At 58.3% G+C, this 17,928-nt stretch carries 17 protein-coding genes, 2 tRNA genes, 1 rRNA gene and 1 pseudogene; 12 read left to right on the forward strand and 9 right to left on the reverse strand.

Annotated elements, in window-relative coordinates:
• Positions 1-6 precede the first annotated feature (6 nt).
• The 3 genes from rrf (at position 7) to dkgB (ending at position 1,273) form a co-directional block, all read left to right on the forward strand.
• Positions 7-122: ribosomal RNA gene (gene rrf / locus F3J36_RS13660) — 5S ribosomal RNA — on the forward strand.
• A 100-nt stretch (positions 123-222) separates the two neighbouring features.
• A tRNA-Asp gene (locus tag F3J36_RS13665) sits at positions 223-299 on the forward strand.
• Positions 300-469: 170 nt separating this feature from the next.
• Positions 470-1,273: a 2,5-didehydrogluconate reductase DkgB gene (gene dkgB / locus F3J36_RS13670; RefSeq protein WP_088516998.1), complete on the forward strand. Its 804-nt coding sequence runs from the start codon at positions 470-472 to the stop codon at positions 1,271-1,273.
• 12 nt (positions 1,274-1,285) lie between these two features.
• Here dkgB and yafC read toward each other — a convergent pair whose 3' ends face one another.
• Complete coding sequence (gene yafC, locus F3J36_RS13675) at positions 1,286-2,194, reverse strand: DNA-binding transcriptional regulator YafC (protein WP_021507312.1); 909 nt, start codon at positions 2,192-2,194, stop codon at positions 1,286-1,288.
• A gap of 100 nt (positions 2,195-2,294) precedes the next feature.
• Between yafC and F3J36_RS13680 the strand changes: the two genes are divergently transcribed.
• Positions 2,295-3,473 carry an MFS transporter gene (locus F3J36_RS13680; protein WP_166719875.1) on the forward strand — a complete coding sequence of 393 codons (1,179 nt, stop codon included), beginning with the start codon at positions 2,295-2,297 and terminating at the stop codon, positions 3,471-3,473.
• A gap of 148 nt (positions 3,474-3,621) precedes the next feature.
• Positions 3,622-4,422, forward strand: a complete 801-nt coding sequence (locus F3J36_RS13685; RefSeq protein ID WP_031279675.1) for an endonuclease/exonuclease/phosphatase family protein — start codon at positions 3,622-3,624, stop codon at positions 4,420-4,422.
• A gap of 192 nt (positions 4,423-4,614) precedes the next feature.
• Here F3J36_RS13685 and mltD read toward each other — a convergent pair whose 3' ends face one another.
• A complete protein-coding gene (gene mltD, locus F3J36_RS13690) occupies positions 4,615-5,991 on the reverse strand; it encodes a murein transglycosylase D (RefSeq protein WP_166719876.1) in 1,377 nt (458 codons plus the stop codon).
• 71 nt (positions 5,992-6,062) lie between these two features.
• A complete protein-coding gene (gene gloB, locus F3J36_RS13695) occupies positions 6,063-6,818 on the reverse strand; it encodes a hydroxyacylglutathione hydrolase (protein ID WP_166719877.1) in 756 nt (251 codons plus the stop codon).
• Positions 6,819-6,858: 40 nt separating this feature from the next.
• Between gloB and F3J36_RS13700 the strand changes: the two genes are divergently transcribed.
• Positions 6,859-7,593, forward strand: a complete 735-nt coding sequence (locus tag F3J36_RS13700; RefSeq protein WP_021507307.1) for a class I SAM-dependent methyltransferase — start codon at positions 6,859-6,861, stop codon at positions 7,591-7,593.
• On the opposite strand, the pseudogene rnhA reads toward F3J36_RS13700, so the two are convergent.
• A pseudogene (gene rnhA / locus F3J36_RS13705) lies at positions 7,578-8,145 on the reverse strand (ribonuclease HI). The gene F3J36_RS13700 and the pseudogene rnhA sit on opposite strands and share 16 nt — an antisense overlap.
• Between rnhA and dnaQ the strand changes: the two are divergent.
• On the forward strand, positions 8,099-8,830 hold the full coding sequence (gene dnaQ, locus F3J36_RS13710) for a DNA polymerase III subunit epsilon (RefSeq protein ID WP_021507306.1): 732 nt from the start codon (positions 8,099-8,101) through the stop codon (positions 8,828-8,830). The pseudogene rnhA and the gene dnaQ overlap by 47 nt on opposite strands.
• A 134-nt stretch (positions 8,831-8,964) precedes the next feature.
• Positions 8,965-9,041, forward strand: a tRNA-Asp gene (locus F3J36_RS13715).
• A gap of 100 nt (positions 9,042-9,141) precedes the next feature.
• Here F3J36_RS13715 and F3J36_RS13720 read toward each other — a convergent pair.
• Entirely contained in the window at positions 9,142-10,635 is a 1,494-nt protein-coding gene (locus tag F3J36_RS13720; RefSeq protein ID WP_166719879.1) for an NCS1 family nucleobase:cation symporter-1, read from the reverse strand.
• Between the two features lie 144 nt (positions 10,636-10,779).
• On the opposite strand from F3J36_RS13720, the gene F3J36_RS13725 reads away from it, so the two are divergent.
• The 3 genes from F3J36_RS13725 to puuE are packed head-to-tail and all read left to right on the forward strand — an operon-like array spanning position 10,780 to position 13,219.
• Complete coding sequence (locus F3J36_RS13725) at positions 10,780-11,502, forward strand: GntR family transcriptional regulator (protein WP_058769324.1); 723 nt, start codon at positions 10,780-10,782, stop codon at positions 11,500-11,502.
• Entirely contained in the window at positions 11,499-12,230 is a 732-nt protein-coding gene (gene hpxA, locus F3J36_RS13730) for an allantoin racemase (protein WP_021507303.1), read from the forward strand. The genes F3J36_RS13725 and hpxA overlap by 4 nt, the downstream gene beginning before the upstream one ends.
• A gap of 35 nt (positions 12,231-12,265) precedes the next feature.
• The gene (gene puuE / locus F3J36_RS13735; protein ID WP_021507302.1) at positions 12,266-13,219 is read left to right on the forward strand and encodes an allantoinase PuuE; all 954 of its coding nucleotides are present in this window, start codon (positions 12,266-12,268) and stop codon (positions 13,217-13,219) included.
• Positions 13,220-13,293: 74 nt separating this feature from the next.
• Here the strand turns inward: puuE and hpxZ are convergent, their stop codons facing one another.
• From hpxZ to F3J36_RS13755, 4 genes are read right to left on the reverse strand one after another with little or no spacing between them, the layout of a single operon-like run.
• Positions 13,294-13,677 (reverse strand): oxalurate catabolism protein HpxZ, encoded by a 384-nt coding sequence (hpxZ, locus tag F3J36_RS13740; protein WP_058769325.1) that lies wholly within the window; start codon positions 13,675-13,677, stop codon positions 13,294-13,296.
• Positions 13,678-13,679: 2 nt separating this feature from the next.
• Positions 13,680-15,077, reverse strand: coding sequence for an AtzE family amidohydrolase (locus F3J36_RS13745; protein ID WP_166719880.1), 1,398 nt, complete (start codon positions 15,075-15,077; stop codon positions 13,680-13,682).
• Complete coding sequence (gene hpxX, locus F3J36_RS13750) at positions 15,074-15,259, reverse strand: oxalurate catabolism protein HpxX (protein WP_010616983.1); 186 nt, start codon at positions 15,257-15,259, stop codon at positions 15,074-15,076. Before hpxX ends, F3J36_RS13745 begins: the two co-directional genes overlap by 4 nt.
• 11 nt (positions 15,260-15,270) lie before the next feature.
• Positions 15,271-16,857 (reverse strand): gamma-glutamyltransferase family protein, encoded by a 1,587-nt coding sequence (locus F3J36_RS13755; protein ID WP_159377491.1) that lies wholly within the window; start codon positions 16,855-16,857, stop codon positions 15,271-15,273.
• 192 nt (positions 16,858-17,049) lie between these two features.
• On the opposite strand from F3J36_RS13755, the gene hpxU reads away from it, so the two are divergent.
• Positions 17,050-17,889: a MurR/RpiR family transcriptional regulator HpxU gene (hpxU, locus tag F3J36_RS13760; RefSeq protein WP_021507298.1), complete on the forward strand. Its 840-nt coding sequence runs from the start codon at positions 17,050-17,052 to the stop codon at positions 17,887-17,889.
• Positions 17,890-17,928: the final 39 nt, after the last annotated feature.

Consider the following 17,928-nt stretch of genomic DNA (forward strand, 5'->3'; position numbering starts at 1 on the left):
AATTTGCCTGGCGGCAACAGCGCGGTGGTCCCACCTGACCCCATGCCGAACTCAGAAGTGAAACGCCGTAGCGCCGATGGTAGTGTGGGGCCTCCCCATGCGAGAGTAGGGAACTGCCAGGCATCAATTTAAGACCCCTAATCGGGTCGTGACCTTCCCGGTGACGCGGAAAGGGCGAAACACCTGAAATCAGCGACGGTCTGATATCAGTACAGAATCGGTGGAGCGGTAGTTCAGTTGGTTAGAATACCTGCCTGTCACGCAGGGGGTCGCGGGTTCGAGCCCCGTCCGTTCCGCCACTTAAATTGAGAAGCCCTGACTGTAAAGTCAGGGCTTTTTCATGTCCGCTAAAAACCTGCCATTGTTGAGTAAAACGCAAAATTCCTCTGCTCATAAGCGGATTTTTCAGCAACAATAATCCTGCCACAATACGCCTCATCGCAACATTCAACGTAATGATGAGGAAAACATGACAATCCCCGCTTTTGGTTTAGGAACATTTCGTCTGCAGGACGATGTCGTTATTCATTCAGTGAAAACCGCACTGGAACTCGGTTATCGCACCATCGATACCGCTCAAATTTATGAAAACGAAGCTGCCGTAGGTCAGGCTATTGCCGAAAGCGGCGTAGCACGTGATGAGCTGTTTATCACCACTAAAATCTGGATTGAGAATCTTGCCGCCGACAAACTGATCCCCAGCCTGCAGCAGAGCCTGGCGAAACTGCGTACCGACTATGTCGATTTGACGCTGATTCACTGGCCATCGCCGGGTGCAGCGGTATCGGTCAAAGAGAGCATGCAGGCATTGATGGCAGCGAAAGAGGCGGGACTGACGCGTCAGATTGGTATCTCTAACTTCCCGATTGCCCTGATGAAAGAGGCCATTGCCGCTGTGGGCGCAGAGAACATTGCGACCAACCAGATTGAGCTGCACCCGTTCCTGCAAAATCGCCAGGTCGTGGAGTTCGCGAAACAGCAGGGCATTCACATCACTTCATACATGACGCTGGCATATGGCGAAGCGTTAAAAGAACAGGTGATAAAGCAGATTGCGCAGAAACATCAGGCCACACCCGCGCAGGTCGTCCTGGCGTGGGCACTGGCACTGGGTTATGCCGTGATCCCATCCTCAACCAAACGTGAGAACCTGGCCAGCAATATGGCGGCGCAGGATCTGACACTGGATGCGGACGACATGGCGCAGATCGCCGCGCTGGATCGTCAGCAGCGTCTGGTCAGCCCGGAAGGCCTGGCACCAGACTGGGATTAATTCTCCCATGCATCAGCCCTGCACGCGCCAGGGCTGATCTCTGACCCACTCGCTGAGAAAATCAATAAAGGCCCGCACGCGCTGGCTCACCCCTAAATCGCTGTAATACACCGCATTAAAAGGCATCTCAACCGGTACCGACTGGTGCGCCAGCACCTCAACAAAAGTGCCCGCCGCAATTTCCGCATTCACCATAAAGTCCGACAGGCAGGCGATACCCTGATCGTTAAGGCATAGCTGCTTGATCGTCTCTCCGCTGTTCGATGACATCGCCGCGTCAATTTCATACAGATCGCTGCCATTGGCCGACACGGGCCAGCGATTAAGACGAGGCGTCTCGACAAAGCCGAGGCACTGATGCTGTGCCAGCGCCTCCACCGACGCCGGTGTACCATATTTCGCCAGATAAGCTGGCGTAGCGACCATTTTACGATAGCTGGTGAACAGCAGCCGGGCACGCAGCGTGGAGTCGGTTAAATCCCCGGCACGAATAGCGACATCCACTTTACGATCGATCAGGTTAATAAAGCTTTCAGAGGAGATTAGCGATAGCGTGACCGCCGGATAGCGCTCGCGAAAGGGTTTAATCATCGGCATCAGCAGGTTAAGGATTACCGGTGTTGCCGCGTCGATGCGCAGCACGCCCTGTGGCGCCTGCTGGCGCTCAATCAGCTCATTCTCTGCTGTCGCCATCTCAAGGATCAGCTTCTGCACGCGCCGGAAATAGAGTTCGCCTTCATAAGTCAGCGCCAGCTGACGGGTGGTACGCGTCAGCAGCGACACGCCAAGCTTGTTCTCCAGCTTCTTCACCGTGCGGCTCACCGCTGAATTGGCCATCTGTAACTGCTCCGCTGCACGGCTAAAACTGCCGCTTTCTACCACAGCGATAAAGACTTTTAACTCCTCTGAAGATGCCTTCATTATGCCTCCTCAGGCAAAAGTTTATTGTTACTTTGCTTCTTTTTGTTATTAAAGCACGAGTCGATAATGGCGCCCATCAAAACATTATTGGGAGTCAACCATGCCACTTGCACTCTGGGCGCTGACCATCAGCGCCTTCGCTATCGGAACCACCGAGTTTGTTATCGTCGGGCTGATTCCGACCATCGCTGAACAGCTCAGCATTACGTTACCTTCTGCCGGGATGCTGGTATCCATCTACGCGCTTGGCGTAGCCGTCGGCGCGCCAGTGCTCACCGCCTTAACCGGCAAGCTGCCGCGCAAGCAGTTGCTGATGGGGCTGATGGCGCTGTTTACCGTCGGTAATCTGGTGGCCTGGCTGGCACCCAACTATGAAACGCTGGTGATGGCGCGTCTGCTGACCGGACTGGCGCACGGCGTTTTCTTCTCCGTCGGCTCAACCATTGCCACCAGCCTGGTAAGCAAAGAGAAGGCTGCCAGTGCGATAGCCATCATGTTTGGCGGCTTAACCGTGGCGCTGGTCACCGGCGTACCGCTTGGCACACTGATTGGTCAGCATTTTGGCTGGCGTGAAAGTTTTCTGGCGGTCTCTCTGCTGGGCGTGATTGCGCTGGTCAGCAGCATGATACTGGTACCACGTAACATCGCACAGCCGCCTGCCACTTCACTGGCACAACAGGCCGCGGTAATGATCAATCCGCGTCTGCTGCTGATTTACGCGATTACCGCGCTGGGCTACGGTGGCATCTTTACCACCTTTACCTTCCTGGCACCGATGATGCAGTCACTGGCCGGTTTCTCGCCGACTGCCGTCAGCGGCGTGCTGCTGGGGTACGGTATTGCAGTGGCGATCGGGAATATCTGGGGCGGCAGGCTGGCCGATCGCCGCGGGGCGGTACCGGCGCTGACGCTGATTTTTGTCGCGCTGGCCATTCTGTTAGTGGTATTCCAGTTCACCGCCAGCATGCATTACCCCGCGCTGCTCACGGTGCTGGTGATGGGCGTCTTTGCCTTTGCTAACGTACCCGGCCTGCAGGTTTATGTGGTGCAAAAGGCCGAACACTATGCGCCAGGCGCAGTTGATGTCGCGTCCGGGCTGAATATCGCGGCCTTTAATATTGGCATCGCACTGGGTTCAACCGTCGGCGGTCACATCGTGGAACATTACGGTCTGGCGCAGACGCCATGGGTGGGTGCCGTCATCGTGTTTGCGGCTCTGCTGCTGGTCCGCCTCAGTGGCCAGCTGGATAAGCCGCGCACGGCAGCGATCATTGAATAAGCCGCACAACAGCCTGCCGCATGGCGGGCTGTTGCCGTTGCTGGCTGTGAGGCGAATTCCGACAATCAATAACAGCAATTGAAACCCCGCGCTAAAATCCCTATAACAGTCAGGTGAAGTTGTAGTCGTAAATCAGCCAGGCGGGACAGTGCGAAAAAAAACTTATGCAATGCGGTATGTAGCAGGTCAGCCTGCTGAGCGGATTTTTCCGCCAGGGGCGATGCTGCATCTTGGGCAGGCGTTACCGCCCGGTGCACCGCTGCCAGCCGACCCAACCCTGCGCGTGCTGGTGTGGAATATCTTCAAACAGCAGCGGGCAGACTGGATGTCAGTACTGCAGGGCTTCGGCAAAGATGCCCATCTGGTGCTGCTGCAGGAGGCGCAGACCACCCCGGAACTGGTGCAGTTCGCCACCAGCAATTATCTGGCGGCCGATCAGGTACCGGCCTTTGTGCTGCCGCAACACCCCTCTGGCGTTATGACGCTGGCCTCTGCCCATCCGGTCTACTGCTGTCCGCTGCGTGAGCGTGAGCCGCTACTGAGGCTGTCTAAATCCGCTCTGGTCACTGCCTATCCGCTTCCCACCGGCGAAATGCTGATGGTGGTCAACATTCATGCGGTCAATTTCAGCCTCGGCGTTGATGTGTACAGCAAACAGCTGGGGCCGATTGGCGAGCAAATCCAGCATCATCGCGGGCCGGTGATCATGGCCGGCGACTTCAATGCCTGGAGCCGCCAGCGTATGAATGCGCTCTACCGCTTTGCCCGTGAGATGGCGCTGCGCGAAGTAAACTTTACTGATGATCATCGGCGCAAAGCCTTTGGCCGCCCGCTGGATTTTGTCTTTTACCGCGATATGAAGGTCAGCGAGGCGTCGGTGCTGGTGACGCGTGCCTCTGACCACAATCCTCTGCTGGTTGAATTCAGTCCCGGCGCGGCTAAACGTTAAGCTAAGTGCGGCGCGCCAAAGCGCATGATTCACAGCGCTGAAGCCGCATCCTGCTCATTAAGCCACTTCAGGCTGCTAAAGGCATGGCGCAGCGGCGAAAATAACGAGGTTTGCGCGTGAGTGTGTCTGACTGCGGGAACGGGAAAAGGTAAATAATGAAAAAGGCTGACAAAAGTCAGCCTTTTCGGTGCATCAGGTATCGGGTGTTGCGCTATTCTTCACAAACAGCGTCAGCTTGTCGCCGGGCTGAATGTCTTTAGCGTCACTGTTCCAGCGCATCACGTCTTTGGTGTTAACACCGTGACGTTTGGCGATACTGGCAAAAGAATCACCCTTACGTACACGGTAGGTGATGCTGTTGCCGTTATCCGCCAGCTGCGACGCGCCAGCTTTGCTGCCAACGTTCAGTGTCTGACCGATGCGTACTGACGCACTGCGCAGGTTATTCTGCTGCTTCAGTGCACTAACGCTCACACCAAGCTTACTGGCAATGCCCGATAAGGTGTCGCCTTTGCGGACCTTATAGCTATTGCCTGCAGCGCTGACTTTCGCCAGCTCGCCGGGCTGTACCGCAGCAATATCACCGGAAGCCAGTGAATTGCGTAGCTGGGCCACGTTGGACTTTGGCACCATAATATAGTGCGGTCCGTTTGGCGCGGTGGTGCCGTTTTTATACCCGGCATTGAATGTCTTCAGCTTGCTGAGCGACATACCGGCCATATCTGCGGCCTGCGTCAGTTCAATCTGCTGTCCCACTTCAACGCGAGCCAGTGCACGGCTCTCATTCGCGGTTGGCAGCTTAATACCGTAACGCTTGCTGTTCTTGAGAATATCACTCAGGGCCAGCATTTTTGGTACGTAAACCGTGGTCTCGCGTGGCAGCGATAAATGCCAGAAGTCGGTCGGCTTACCGCGCGCCTTGTTCTGTTTCATCGCCTTCAGCACACGCCCTTCACCGCTGTTATAGGCGGCGATGGTCAGTAACCAGTCACCGTCAAACATGCCGTTCAGACGCTGCATCATATCCAGCGCAACTTTGGTTGAGGCCACCACATCGCGGCGTCCGTCGTACCATTGGTTCTGTTTCAAACCATAGTTTTTGCCCGTCTGCGCAACGATCTGCCAGATGCCAGCGGCATTCGCAGAAGAGGTTGCGTGTGGGTCAAAAGCGCTCTCCACTATGGGTAGCAGTACCAGTTCCATCGGCATTTTACGTTTCTGTATCTGCTCGACAATCCAGTACATGTACGGCTCTGCCCGTAATGTTACATCGTGGAGATAGCTCTTATTTTTTAAGTACTTTGTTTTTTGTTCGCGGATTCGCGGGTTTTCCGGAATCCCCATCTTCAACTCGTCACTAATGTGATTCCAGAGATCAGTGTCTTCTGCGAGGCTGGTTCCATCATCTTGCCAGCGCGGCGACAACAAGCGATCTCCGTACTTTCCATTTTCACCTTGACCAGCTGAAGACAGACTCTGTGCATGCTGTACCGGGATACTGGCGTCATTCCTTGATGCCTGACATCCAACCAGCAAGACCGAGGCGAGTAATATCGCTTTAGCCTTCATGTGTGTGTCAATAGTTCGCTTAAAAGACGAGCAACTATACGTTAGCGACCGGCACAACACAACCAGAAATATCAAAAACGGTCTTTCTTCTCGCGTAGATCGGCAAAAGTCTGCCATAACGGAGCCGACGACACATTAATGCCTAAAGCCTTTTGCAAATCAGGATCTTGCGTACGCAGGAATAAATTTATTTCACGCTCCAGCGCCAGTTTTGTTGGCAAAGTAATGCGATTTTCTGCGCGTAAGTCCTTAATTTGCTGATACCTTGCCAAAATTTTCGGGTCCTGAGGCAGAATAGCCGCAGCAAACTTCATATTGGATAAAGTGTATTCATGCGCACAGCAGATAAGCGTATCGGCAGAGAGTTGATTAAGCGCCTGAAACGACTCAAACATTTGCTGCGCAGTGCCTTCGAACAGTCGTCCGCAGCCACCCGAAAACATCGTATCGCCACAGAAAAGATAAGGTGAGCTGAAATATGAGATATGTCCTAAAGTGTGTCCAGGCGTTGCGATGACGCGAAAATTTAGCCCGAGCAGCGTAAATTCATCACCGTCACTGAGAATAGTGCGCGCGCCTTTATCGGCGGTCTCCTGCGGACCATAAACCTCAAGTTGTGGATAGTGCTCCAGCAGTTCGCTAACGCCGCCCACGTGATCGTGATGATGATGGGTCAGCAGAATGGCCTGCGGCTGCCAGTGATTGGCGTGAATTTTTTCCAGCACCGGCCGGGCTTCACCCGGATCGACGATCAGACAGCGTCCCTGTTCATCGTTCAGTGTCCAGATGTAGTTATCCTGCAACGCGGGAATACTGGTAAGATTCATAAACACCTCTCAGGTCGTAGAAAAAGGAAAATGGTAGAGCATGAAGCCAGCGAAAACACGCCAAATCCTGACTGCGCCGCGCTCCTGGCAGGATATGCCCTGGGGCGACTATTTCCGCGACGCGTTAACCCAGCAACTGCAACCGTATCTCGGCAAGCTGTACGGCTTTCATATGCTTAAAATTGGCAGCCTCAGCGCAGAAATCAATACCCGCCAGTGTGCCATATCGCATCAGGTTAATGTGGGCGATGAGGGCGATGGGCTGCACGTCATCGCCAGCGCAACGCAGTTGCCATTTGAAGCCAAATCGATTGATGCCTGTCTGCTGGCGCACACGCTGGCCTGGAGTCAGGATCCGCACCGCGTACTGCGCGAAGTGGATCGTGTACTGATTGATGACGGCTGGATGATTATCAGCGGCTTCAATCCGTTCAGCCTGCTGGGCATCAGTAAAGGCCTGCCCGGATTACAGCGCCGCGCACCATGGAGCGGACGGATGTTCAGCCAGGTGCGCCTGCTCGACTGGCTGAGCTTACTCAACTATGAAGTGGTCTATCGTACGCGCTTTCAGGTGGTGCCGTGGCACCGCCAGGGCGGCAAGATGATCAGCACGCACCTGCCGGCGCTGGGCTGTCTGAATATCGTGGTTGCGCGTAAGCGCACCTTCCCGCTGACGCCGGGCAAAGTGAAGATGATGCCCGGCAAAACCCAGTTACGGCCAGCGGTCAATGCCACGCGGCAGTTTCGTGAAGCCAGCGATCAGGACTCAACCTGATAGCCAATATCGTCGAGGGAAGGATTGCCGGCAGCGCTGCGTGCCAGTTCATCGCAGCGTTCGTTCTCCGGATGACCGGCATGGCCTTTTACCCACACCCACTGAATCTGATGGGTACTGAGCGCCGCGTCGAGTCGCTGCCACAGATCAACGTTCTTCACCGGCTTCTTTTCTGCGGTTTTCCAGCCGCGCTTTTTCCAGTTGTGAATCCAGCTGGTGATCCCCTGGCGCACGTACTGGCTGTCGGTGCTGAGCACCACGTCACACGGCTGGGTCAGCGCTTCCAGTGCCACAATGGCCGCCATCAGCTCCATGCGATTATTGGTAGTAAGGCGATAGCCGGCGCTGAATAATTTCTCGTGCTGGCGATAGCGAAGAATGGCGCCGTAGCCGCCGGGACCGGGATTGCCCAGGCAGGATCCATCGGTGAATATTTCTACCTGTTTGCGCATCTCTGGTAGACTTCCTTCTGACAAAACGCCAAGTCTGACATAAAACGAGTCCTATGAGCACTGCAAATAACCGCCAGATCGTCCTCGATACTGAAACCACCGGCATGAACATGATCGGAGTGCATTACGAAGGACATCGCATCATTGAAATCGGTGCGGTTGAGGTGATCAACCGTCGCCTGACCGGCAACAACTTCCATATGTATCTCAAGCCCGATCGGCTGGTGGATCCGGAAGCGTTCGGCGTACACGGTATTGCCGATGAATTCCTCGCCGATAAACCGACCTTTGCGCAAATCGCCGACGAATTCCTCGATTACATTCGCGGCGCGGAGCTGGTGATCCATAACGCTTCGTTCGACATCGGCTTTATGGATTACGAATTTTCCATGCTGCAGCGCGACATCGGCAAGACAGAAACCTTCTGTCAGATCACCGATAGCCTGGCGATGGCGCGTAAAATGTTCCCGGGCAAGCGCAACAGCCTGGATGCGCTGTGTAACCGTTTCGAGATCGACAACAGCAAACGTACGCTGCACGGCGCTTTGCTTGATGCCGAGATTCTGGCCGAAGTGTTCCTCACTATGACCGGCGGCCAGACCTCGCTGGCGTTTTCGATGGAAGGCGAGCAGAGCAATCAGGTGGCAGGCGAGCATATACAGCGCATCGTTCGTCCGGGCGCCGGCCTGCGCGTGGTTAGCGCCAGCGATGAAGAGATAATGGCGCATGAGAGCCGGCTCGATCTGGTGCAAAAGAAGGGCGGCAGCTGCCTGTGGCGCGCCTGAAGCCGCTGATTTTGCGTGGAAAAGCGTCGTTAAGCTGAAAAAAACGGCAAACGAGAGATTCCCCTGCAAAAAGCGTTGACGAGGAATGAGGCTGCCATTAATATGCGCCTCGTTCCCGACGGGGAACAAAGCGCGGAGCGGTAGTTCAGTTGGTTAGAATACCTGCCTGTCACGCAGGGGGTCGCGGGTTCGAGCCCCGTCCGTTCCGCCAATCTCTTTAAAGAAGCCGATGCAGCAATGCATCGGCTTTTTGCTTTTCTAAATCATACCCATCTGGCGTACGGTCGCCGTTAATGGCGACCGCCAGCGCATTAATCCTTCTGTACCGCCACTTCCGCACGATAGGTGGCTTGCGGCACCTCACGTTCGGCGCGCGCCAGCCAGCGGTAGCAGCCAGCGCCCAACGCCACGCCGATGAACCAGCTGAAGTTCGCCACCGCGTGCAGGGACGGAATAAAGCTAATCACCAGACAAATGCCGACGGAAGGCAGCAGTGCAGCAATCGCTTTCGGATTGAAACCGCCGCGATACCAGTAGCGGCCTTTTGGCGTATCGTTGAACAGGTCATCAACGTATACCTTACTGCGTTTGATCAGGTAGAAATCGGCGATCAGAATGCCAAACAGCGGCCCGATAAACGATCCCAGCACATCCAGCGTGTAGTGAATCAGCTCCGGCGACTGGAACAGATTCCACGGCGTCAGCAGCACTGAACCCACGGCGGCGATCATGCCACCCGCGCGGAAGCTGATCTTCTGCGGTGAGCAGTTAGAGAAATCAAACGCTGGCGAAACGAAGTTCGCCACGATATTGATGCCGATGGTGGCGGTAATCATGGTCAGCAGCCCGATAGCGACCGCTACATCGTTGCCTACCATGCTCACGGTTTCAATCGGATCGGTGATCATTTTGCCAAACAGCGACTGAGTACCCGAGACAATGACCACGGTCACAATCGAAAACAGCAGGAAGTTGAACGGCAGGCCCCAGCGGTTGCCGCGGCGAATCTCACCCATGCTTTTGCCGTAGCGCGAGAAGTCACCAAAGTTGAGCAGCGGGCCGGAGAAATAAGAGACCACCAGCGCGGTCGCGGTGATCATCTGCCAGGTTTGCTCGCCCGCGCTCAGTGATTTACTGGCGAGGGTGAAGGAGATACCGTCAAAACCGGTTTTGTATACAATCCAGCCCGCCAGCGCCACCATCACCACGTAGACCGCCGGACCGGCGATATCAATAAAGCGTTTAATCGCGCTCATGCCGTGCCAGAACACCATCGCCTGCAGCAGCCACATTATGCCGAAACAGCACCAGCCAAGCTGCGACAGGCCGAGCCAGCTGCTCTGCGTCATGCTGCTTAACGACGGGTAGAACTTCAGCAGCACCAGCATCAGCGCATTCGCCGCCAGATAGGTCTGAATGCCGTACCAGGCGAAGGCGATCAGCCCGCGGATCACCGCCGGGATGTTGGCCCCGAACACGCCAAATGCCTGACGCGAAATCACCGCGTAAGGCACGCCAGCCATCTGGCTCGGCTTTGCCACCAGGTTAGCGCACAGCTGCACGATACAAATTCCCACCAGCAGACACAGCAGCACCTGCCAGCTGGCCAGACCGAGGGTGAAGAAGCTGGCCGCCACCACATAGCCCCCCATGCTGTGTACGTCCGACATCCAGAACGAAAAAATGTTGTACCACGACCAGCTCTGGTTGCGGGTCGGCGCCAGGTCGTCGTTACACAGACGCGGGCTGTAATGGGCGTTGGCTTCAGAGGCCACCGCAGAGGTCACTTCAGAATGATTTGGCATGAAACCTGCTCCTCTTAACTTCATGGAAAAATAATGACAGCGTGAAACGGTATTGCAGGATCCAGGCCAGAATTGATTTCTTGTATACAAAAAATGAATTTCACGTATACGATGTCTGCATACAGTCACTTGCCGGAGCGGGTAATGAAGAGTGAAACAGGCCTGAAAACGGCTGCCGATCTGAATGACAGAGACGAACCTATCTATCAGGCGTTGCTGAACGCCATCGTGGAGCACCAGCTGCCGCCGGGCAGCAAATTGCCGGAAGAGGCGCTGTCGGAGGTGTTTGGCGTCAGCCGTACCGGCATTCGTAAGGTGCTGCAGCGCCTCGCGGCGGTGCAAATGATCACCCTGTCGCCCAGACGTGGTGCACAGGTGGCGACGCCGGGCGTGGAGGAAGCGCGCGACATCTTCGCCACGCGCAGCCTGCTGGAGTGCGCCAATCTGCCGGCGGTACTGGCGCATCTGCAGCCGCCGCATCTCGCCGCGCTCAGTGGCTTAATTGCCGACGAGCAGCAGGCGCACCAGCAGCACGACGGAGCCGCCGCCATCCGTCTGTCTGCAGCTTTTCATATCCAGCTGCAGGCGATTTCCGGCAACCAGGTGCTGACTGACATGGTGACGCGCCTGACGCAGCGCTCCTCACTGGTGATCGCCGCTTACGGTGCCCCCTGGCAGCGCGGCTGTCGTTGCGATCATCACGATCGGCTGGTGGATCTGCTGCGGCAAAACGATCTGCCGGCGTTAACCACGGCGCTGCAGCATCACTTCGAACATATCGTTGCCAGCCTGCACTTTGAGCGCAGCGGCGAAACCCTGCCTGATTTCACCCGGTTATTTGCCGGTCATAAAGGAGCGGCATCATGAGCCTGATCCAGGTGATCAACCCGAATACCAGCGCCGCCATGACGGCGACCATCGGTGCAGCGGCGCGCGCCGTGGCCGCACCTGGCACGGAGATTGTGGCGGTGTGCCCGAGCGAGGGCGTGCCCTCCATTGAAGGACACTTTGATGAAGCGATTGCCGCGGTGGGCGTGCTGGAACAGGTAAAACGCGGCAAAGAGCAGGGCGTCAGTGGCCATATCATCGCCTGCTTTGGCGATCCGGGACTGCTGGCGGCGCGCGAACTGGCGAGCGGACCGGTGATTGGCATTGCCGAAGCGGCGATGCACACCGCGACGCTGGTGGCGACGCGCTTTTCGATTGTCACCACGCTGCCGCGCACGCTGGTGATCGCCCGCCATCTGTTGCAGCAGTACGGATTCAGCCATCACTGTGCCGCGCTGCACGCCATTGACCTGCCAGTGCTGGCGCTTGAGGACGGCAGCGGCGTCGCGCAGGAGAAAGTGCGCGAGCGCTGCCTGCAGGCGAAACGTGAAGATGGCAGCGGGGCGATTGTGCTGGGCTGCGGCGGCATGGCGTCGCTGGCGCAGGATCTGACTAAAGAACTGGGCCTGCCGGTGATTGATGGCGTCAGTGCGGCGGTGAAAATGGTCGAGTCATTACTGGCGCTGGGCTTTGGTACCAGCAAACACGGCGATCTGGCTTACCCGATTAAAAAACCGCTCAGCGCGGCATTTCAGCACCTAAACTAAGGGCTGGTTGAGGACTGATGACAGGAACTTGCAGAATGAGTGATGTATCTGAAAAGAAAGAGTACAGCTTCAACAAAAACTATCCGCGCGATCTGATTGGTTATGCGGGCCAGCCGCCGCACGCGCAGTGGCCGGGTGAGGCGCGGGTGGCGGTGCAGTTCGTGCTCAATTATGAAGAGGGCGCTGAAAACAATGTGCTGCACGGTGACGCGGGCTCTGAGCAGTTTCTCTCCGACATCATCGGTGCCGCCAGCTATGCCGATCGCCACATGTCGATGGATTCCCTGTATGAGTACGGCTCGCGTGCCGGTTTCTGGCGCATCCATCAGGAGTTTCAGCAGCGCGGCCTGCCGCTGACCATCTTTGGCGTCGCGATGGCGCTGGCGCGGCATCCGCAGATTGTCGAGGCCATCAAAGCCGCCGATTACGATGTGGTCAGCCACGGCTGGCGCTGGATTCACTATCAGGGGATGGATGCCAAAACCGAGCGTCAGCACATGCAGCAGGCAGTGGACGTGCTCACCGAGTTATTCGGTAAAGCGCCCACCGGCTGGTATACCGGGCGCGACAGCCCCAATACGCGGCGGCTGGTGGTCGAGCAGGGCGGCTTCAGCTACGACAGCGATTACTACGGTGACGATCTGCCCTTCTGGACGCAGGTCACCTGTCAGGACGGCACGGTGAAGCCGCATCTGATCATTCCCTATACGCTGGAGTGCAACGACATGCGCTTCGCCACGCCGCAGGGATTCAACACCGCCGAGCAGTTCTATACCTATCTGCGCGATACCTTTGATGTGCTGTATGAAGAGGGCGCGACGGCGCCGAAGATGATGTCGATTGGCATGCACTGCCGTCTGCTGGGGCGTCCGGGGAAATTCCGCGCGCTGCAGCGTTTCCTCGACCATATTCAGCAGCACGACAAGGTGTGGGTGTGCACGCGTCAGCAGATTGCCGATCACTGGATGAAGACGCATCCGGCTGCCTGAGCGGCCTTACCTTTCACGGATGTCAGGTCGTTTTTGCCCTCTCTTGTCAGGAGAGGGCAACACTCGCGCCCGCCTCAGCTCATCAAACTCACCTGCGCCGCCACGATGCGCCAGCCGCACGGCAGCCGTACCCAGGTCTGCTGCTGACGGCCTATCTTCTCTACGCCCTCGCGGGTGAACTCGGTGCTGCACACAGCATAGTCATCGCCAAAAGTGGTGATCACCGTATTGCGCAGCGTGCGATCGAGCCCCTTTGACGGACGCGCCGCGCGAAAGGCGCGAATCTCGTCAATCCCGTACAGATTCTCTCCGGCACCGAGTCGCACCGTACGCGCATCGTGCCAGAACAGCTCGTCCAGCACGGCGACATCATTGCTCACCAGCGCCTGCTCGTAGCGGTAAAACGCGGCGGTGACTTCAGCCAGTATCGCCGGACGATCGATATGTTCAGGTGTCATCTTCAGGCATCCATAAAAGAGGTTTGTGGCAGCGTCACACCCTGCTGCTGCAGTGCCCAGGCGGCGCGCAGCGCCAGCTGTTCGTTAAACGGCGCAGCAATCAGCTGCAGGCCAATCGGTAAGCCGCTGGCGGTGAGCAGCGGTACGCTACACACCGGCAGGCCGAGGAACGAAATCGGCTGCGTCAGCATGCCCATGCTGGCGCGTGTCGGCAAATCCTGACCGTTGATGTGAATGGTTTCCTGGCCGATGGTGGTGGCGGTACAGGGCGTGGCCGGGGCGATCAGCACGTCGTAATGGTCGAACAGCGGCAGCACCTGCTGCTGGAAGTGACGGCGGAAACGCTGGGCCTGCACATACCACGCGGCGGGCAGCATCGCGCCCGCCAGCAGGCGTTCGCGTGAATTCGGCTCAAAGCGTTCTGGCTGGGTGCGCAGCGCTGGCAGATAGTGATTGCCGCCTTCCGCGGCGGTCATGATAAACGCGGCCGAGCGCGCCAGTTCGGCCTGGGGCAGCGTCACTTCTTCTGTCGCGCCGAGCGCGCTGGCCGCTACCGCCACCGCCGCACGCGCCTCATCGCTGCACCAGTCAGCAAAAAAGCCGCCCAGCACCGCGCTGCGCAGCTTTTCGCTGCCAGCAGAGAGCCTGTCACTGACCGGTTCCGCAGGCCGCGCCGCCTGAAACGCATCGCTGGCGTCGCCGCCCTGCAGCGCATCGTAGACCAGACTCAAATCTTCCACCGAGCGGGCAAACGGACCGATGTGGTCGAGGCTGGCGACAAACGGATGGCTGCCGCTGCGTGACAGACGGCCAAAGGTAGGTTTCAGGCCGAAAATGCCGCACAGCGAAGCAGGCACGCGAATCGAGCCGTTGGTGTCGGTGCCGAGTGAAAAGTGCACCAGCCCGGCAGCGACGGCTGCCGCGGAACCGCCAGATGAGCCGCCGGCCACGCGCGACAGATCGCGCGGGTTGCGGGTGGCACCATAATGGGTGTTCTCGGTGGTAAAGCCGTAAGCGTAGGCGTCCATATTCAGCATGCCGGAGAGCAGCGCGCCGCTCTGCTGCAGCTTAGAGACCGCCCACGCATCCTGCTGTGCCACCGGCCGCTCGCTGAACAGGCTGGCACCGGCAAGCGTGCTGTGACCGGCGACGTCAAACAGGTTTTTTACCGCATAGGGAATGCCAGCCAGCGCCGGCAGCGGCTCGCCGCGCTGACGCTGCTGATCCAGCCGTTCGGCTTCCCGCAGCATGCGCTGCGCGGTGACGGCGGTCCAGGCGTTGATGGCCGGGTTATGCTGTTCAATGGCGGCCAGCGTCTGCTGTGCGATGTCGCGCGCGCTGAGATCGCCCTGCGCCAGTGCCTGCTGCAGCTGGCTAATCGATAAGGCTGCCAGCGTCATGGATGAAACACTCCCGCCACTTCCAGGCGATCGTCCAGCGGCAGCGCCATCAGCGGCTGCGCCATCGCGGCGATACGGTTAAACTGCGTCAGCAGTTCGGCGCGGCGCGTGTCGTCCAGCTCCAGCGCCAGAATCTGTTCCATTTGGGCGATATAGGTTGCCCAGTCCGGTTGTGCACTCATGATTGTCTCCGTTAAAAACCGGCAGCGCTGCCGTTGCTGCGCGGATCAAACGCGCCTTCCAGCATGCCATTGTTGTGTCTGACGATGGCGCCGGCGTGGCCCACCACTTCACTGTATTCAGCCAGCAGTTCGACCTCATGACCGAGCGCGCGCAGCTGCTGCACGGTTTCAGGCGCGATGCGCGCCTCCAGCTTGAGGGAGTCCGAGGATTGGCCCCAGGTGCGGCCAAGCAGCCAGCGCGGTGCGCTGACCGCCTGCTGCAGCGGCTGGCCCTGAATGACATAGCGGGTAAAGATCGCCGCCTGGGTTTGCGGCTGGCCATCACCGCCCATCGAGCCGTACACCAGCGTGCGGCCATCCTTCAGGCGTGCCGCCGCTGGATTGAGCGTATGGAACGGCTGTTTGCCCGGTGCCAGCGTCAGCAGGTGATCCGGCTGCAGGCTGAACGCCGCGCCACGGTTTTGCCAGGTAATACCGGTGCCGGGCAGCACGACACCGCTGCCAAATTCGTGGTAGATGCTCTGGATAAAGGAGACCGCCAGGCCGCTGCTGTCCATCACCCCCATCCACACGGTATCGCCCGGTCCGCGTCCGGTGCCCCAGGGCGCGGCGCGATCGTCCTGTACCTGCGCGGCCAGCGTGCCGAGATGATCGGCATTCAGCAGCGACTGCACATCAATCGCCATGTGACGCGGATCGGTGATGTGTTGATCGCGCAGGGCAAAGGCCTGTTTGGTGGCTTCAACGATGCGGTGCACCGTCTGCGCTTCACTGGCGTCGGCCATCGCCAGACGATCGGTGATCCCGAGGATCGCCAGCGACACCAGCCCCTGCGTTGGCGGCGTCATGTTCCAGATATCGCCTTCGCTGTGCGCGAGGTGCAGCGGCGTGCAGCGCCGGGCGCGCTGCCGGTGTAAATCGTCCAGCGTAATCGGCATGCCGAGCGCGCCCATTTCGCGCGCCAGATGGTGCGCCAGCTCACCGCGGTAAAAGCTCTCCAGCCCTTGCTCGCTCAGCACGCTCAGCGTCTGCGCCAGCGCCGGCTGGGTAAAACGACTGCCGGCGGCGGGCGGTGCGCCATCAGGCAGAAAGGTGGCAGCAAAACCGGGCTGATGTTGCAGCTCATGCTGTTTTGCCGCCGTCGCTGCCGCCTGCGAGGCGGTGACCGGAATGCCATCGGCCGCATAGCGAATCGCATCGCGCAGCAAACGGCTAAGCGGTAGCGGCGTCGCGCCCAGTTCGTGCGCCAGCGTCAGCGCTTCCTGCCAGCCGCTGACGGTGCCGGCGACCGTCAGTGCCGCTTTAGGGCCGCGATGCGGAATATGGCTCTCACCGTGATAGAAGTCGGGGTGCGCCAGCGAACCGGCGGCGCCGCTGGCATCGATAGCAATCGGATCGCCACCGGGCGGCACCACCAGCCAGAAGCCGTCGCCGCCGAGGCCATTCATGTGTGGGTAAACCACCGCAATGGTCGCCGCGGCGGCCACCATGGCTTCCAGCGCGTTGCCGCCTTCGCGCAGAACTGCCAGTGCGCTTTCGCTGGCAAGGTGATGTGGCGTCACCGCCATGCCCATCGGGGCCATATTGCTTTGAATCATAATGAACTGTTCCCGGATTATTCTTTTGTAGCGGCGCGATTTGGCGCGCTGGATAGGGAAAACAAGCGCAACAAATTGCGCCGCTACCAGTCTGTACCAATGGTAAAGCAAGAGCCGTTCCAGTTTTGGTGTTACGCCAGCCTGGATCGATTTATGCTAGCTTGTGATGAAACGAAAGTTACAGGACCGATGATGAAACAGCTCGATGAACGCCTTCGCAGTCACTATCCGCAACTGTCGCCGCAGGAGCAGCGCATTGCTGACTTTGTGTTTGACCATTTTGATGATCTGATTAGCTATAACAGCGCTGAGCTGGCGCGGCTCAGCGGCGTATCAAAGGCCACGGTAAGCCGGCTGTTCAAACGCCTCGGCTATGAAAAATATAAAGACATGCGTGACGAGCTGCGCACCCTGCGCCAGAGCGGAATGCCGCTGACCGATAACCGCGACGCGGTGCAGGGCAACACGCTGCTGTCGCGCCATTACAAGCAGGAGATGGCGAACCTGACGCAATGGGTCAACAGCATTGACGCCCGGCAGTTTAGCGAGGTGATTGCCGCGCTGGGCGCCGCACGGCGGGTGTTCATCATTGGGATGCGCAACGCGTATCCGGTGGCGCTGCACCTGCGTCAGCAGCTGTTGCAGGCGCGCGCCCAGGTGCAGGTGTTGCCGCAGCCAGGCCAGACGCTGGGCGAAGAGCTGGTGGACATGACGCCAGAAGATGTGGTGGTGGTGATGGCGTTTCGCCGCCGGCCACGCATCATCCGTCCACTGATGCAGCAGCTGCAGCAGAGCGGCATCCCGGTACTGGTGCTGTGCGAACCGCAGGCGCAGGGCATTCTCACCCTGGCGCGCTGGCAGCTGTGCGCACCGCTCGACAGCGTTTCCGCCTTTGACAGCTACGCCTCGGCAATGAGCCTGATCAACCTGCTGGCCAACGCGCTACTGCACGAAATGCTGTCGCAGGGGCGTCAGCGCATCCATCAGATTGCCGATCTTTACCAGCAGCTCGACGAGCTGGAACACCGCTAAAGGGCACCGTTTTGGTGCTTTGCACCTTTTTTGATCGCG

This window comes from Pantoea sp. Cy-640, assembly GCF_011752635.1.
GTDB lineage: Bacteria > Pseudomonadota > Gammaproteobacteria > Enterobacterales > Enterobacteriaceae > Pantoea > Pantoea dispersa.

Coding starts and splice junctions, on each gene's coding strand:
- F3J36_RS13720 (WP_166719879.1), bottom strand. CDS start 10,635: ATGCCAAATCATTCTGAAGTGACCTCTGCGGTGGCCTCTGAAGCCAAC.
- hpxX (WP_010616983.1), bottom strand. CDS start 15,259: ATGAGTGCACAACCGGACTGGGCAACCTATATCGCCCAAATGGAACAG.
- dnaQ (WP_021507306.1), top strand. CDS start 8,099: ATGAGCACTGCAAATAACCGCCAGATCGTCCTCGATACTGAAACCACC.
- dkgB (WP_088516998.1), top strand. CDS start 470: ATGACAATCCCCGCTTTTGGTTTAGGAACATTTCGTCTGCAGGACGAT.
- hpxA (WP_021507303.1), top strand. CDS start 11,499: ATGAGCCTGATCCAGGTGATCAACCCGAATACCAGCGCCGCCATGACG.
- yafC (WP_021507312.1), bottom strand. CDS start 2,194: ATGAAGGCATCTTCAGAGGAGTTAAAAGTCTTTATCGCTGTGGTAGAA.
- F3J36_RS13725 (WP_058769324.1), top strand. CDS start 10,780: ATGAAGAGTGAAACAGGCCTGAAAACGGCTGCCGATCTGAATGACAGA.
- F3J36_RS13680 (WP_166719875.1), top strand. CDS start 2,295: ATGCCACTTGCACTCTGGGCGCTGACCATCAGCGCCTTCGCTATCGGA.
- F3J36_RS13745 (WP_166719880.1), bottom strand. CDS start 15,077: ATGACGCTGGCAGCCTTATCGATTAGCCAGCTGCAGCAGGCACTGGCG.
- mltD (WP_166719876.1), bottom strand. CDS start 5,991: ATGAAGGCTAAAGCGATATTACTCGCCTCGGTCTTGCTGGTTGGATGT.
- F3J36_RS13755 (WP_159377491.1), bottom strand. CDS start 16,857: ATGATTCAAAGCAATATGGCCCCGATGGGCATGGCGGTGACGCCACAT.
- hpxZ (WP_058769325.1), bottom strand. CDS start 13,677: ATGACACCTGAACATATCGATCGTCCGGCGATACTGGCTGAAGTCACC.
- puuE (WP_021507302.1), top strand. CDS start 12,266: ATGAGTGATGTATCTGAAAAGAAAGAGTACAGCTTCAACAAAAACTAT.
- hpxU (WP_021507298.1), top strand. CDS start 17,050: ATGAAACAGCTCGATGAACGCCTTCGCAGTCACTATCCGCAACTGTCG.
- gloB (WP_166719877.1), bottom strand. CDS start 6,818: ATGAATCTTACCAGTATTCCCGCGTTGCAGGATAACTACATCTGGACA.
- F3J36_RS13700 (WP_021507307.1), top strand. CDS start 6,859: ATGAAGCCAGCGAAAACACGCCAAATCCTGACTGCGCCGCGCTCCTGG.